This is a genomic window from Moorena sp. SIO4E2 (assembly GCF_010671945.1).
Taxonomy (GTDB): Bacteria; Cyanobacteriota; Cyanobacteriia; order Cyanobacteriales; family Coleofasciculaceae; genus Moorena; species Moorena producens.
Map to the genome: position 1 here is coordinate 1 of NZ_JAAHIE010001023.1, position 1,911 is coordinate 1,911.

The following is a 1,911-nucleotide window of genomic DNA, read 5'->3' on the forward strand; positions in this document are numbered from 1 at the left end:
ATCCGCATTGACATACCAATTCATTGCTGTTCGGTATAAACCGCGTTTCGTTCTTCTCCCTGATGGCTTCCAATCCTTGGGTTTTTCACCATATTTTGGCAGATAGTCACCATCTAAGAACGATGCTTTACTGGTATAGCTTTCCTCTGTTTCTATGAACTCGATTCCATACTGTTGACAAAGCCCGGCTATTCTCTCTTTTAGTCTAGCTGTAGGTATTGGCACAAATTCTGAGTTAGTCTTTTTACCTAGACCTATCTCATTCTTGCCTCCTTTATTCCAACCAAAAATAACTCGACCAATTTTATTTTTTAAGCAATGATTGATAACTATTCTTGCGGCTTTGTTAATTCCATCACGCATTTGACGGTTACGTTTTTCAGTTATCGCCCCTAGGTGCTTAGACCAAAATCCTTGTGGTTTGCCTTGTTTAATTGTTGATATCTGTTTGTTATACCAACGATTCATTGATTTGATCTGCTTACCATCAATAATAAAGCTCGTTCCTACATTAGAAACACAGGTTAGCCAATTATCCAATCCTGGGTCAATCCCAAGTACATTATCTGGTTCTACAATTGGTGTTTCTATTTCTTTTTTATAAACCAACTCAACATAGAAACATCTATTCTTTGGCAGTATTCTTAATTCTCTGATGTCATCAAATTCAATATTGCTAGGAAGAGGCAACCTAAAACTATCAAGCCCAAACCAGCACTTTACTTGTCTGCCCAATGGTATTCTTATGTTTCCATCTATTAATCTTAAAGCTTGCTTGGGATAACTGACCAATGCCAAACCTCCCTTTTTTCTATACTTGGGCAGTCTCGGTCTATGCTCAATCTTCCCTTTTCGGTATGCTTTAATCAATTCTTTGTAGGATTTAAAAGACTCGTAGACCGAACGAAGTATTTGTTGTGCTGCTTGGGAGTGAATTGCCTTATAGTGACGATTGAGCTTGTATTCTTTTTCTAGCTCAAACTTGCTGATGTAGCGATTGGCTTTAAAGTAGATTTGACGAGCAAAGTAGATTCCCATATTTGTCAATCTATGGGATTGTATGCATAAAAAGTTGAGAATTGCCGACAATTCTCGATCTGGATTTAATAAAACCTGCTGACAGCCGTACACTTGAATCACCTCCCTTGCATTTCCCATTTTACCATAAACAGGACACATAAATGTGTCTGCTGTGACGGCTCGCTCGGTTTCATCCCCTGCTTAAAAGACAGGGGCTTTCACCATCGCTTTTCGGTAACAGTGCCGGGAGTCTAGTTCAAGATGTCGGGTTTGGCGCTGCTGCTAGTGTTGTCACTGGCGTGATCATTGACAATGGCTCGGTGGTAGATAATGCGGTTAAAGGTGCTGCTACTGGTCTGACCATTAACCTCCTAGACCGTTAAGACTTTTAACCCAAAGGAAAAACCAATGGGATGGGCAGAGCCGATCCCATTCGCCCCCACCAATTAGGATGCGCTATCACCACTATCGAAACCAAATCCCCCACCTCCAGGGGTCTCAATTACAAACACATCACCTGTATTCATTTCCACTACCCCAGTACTACCCAACTCCTCAACCGTTCCATCCTTCCGTTCCACATAATTTTTTCCCAAAGCACCCGCTTCACCACCATTTAACCCAAAAGGCTTCACCACTCGACGTCCAGATAGAATTCCTGCGGTCATAGGTTCTAGGAAACGAATCTTGCGAATCACGCCATTACCCCCACAATGAACGCCCTTACCCCCACTATCAGGGCGAATCCCAAACCTATCCAAAACTACTGGAAATCGCCATTCCAACACTTCTGGGTCAGTTAAGCGAGAATTGGTCATGTGAGTATGTACCGCATCTGTTCCATCAAAATCAACCCCTGCCCCAGAGCCTCCACAAATAGTTTCATAGTAT

At 42.1% G+C, this 1,911-nt stretch carries 2 protein-coding genes; both read right to left on the minus strand.

Features of this window, described 5'->3' with window-relative positions; translation table 11 throughout:
- Positions 1 to 1,131 (minus strand): RNA-guided endonuclease InsQ/TnpB family protein (locus F6K37_RS40155; protein ID WP_502887827.1); only part of this gene is annotated, 1,131 nt, incomplete at its 3' end.
- Positions 1,132 to 1,466: 335 nt separating this feature from the next.
- On the minus strand, positions 1,467 to 1,911 hold a 445-nt coding region (locus tag F6K37_RS40160), incomplete at its 5' end, for a hydantoinase B/oxoprolinase family protein (protein ID WP_287256858.1).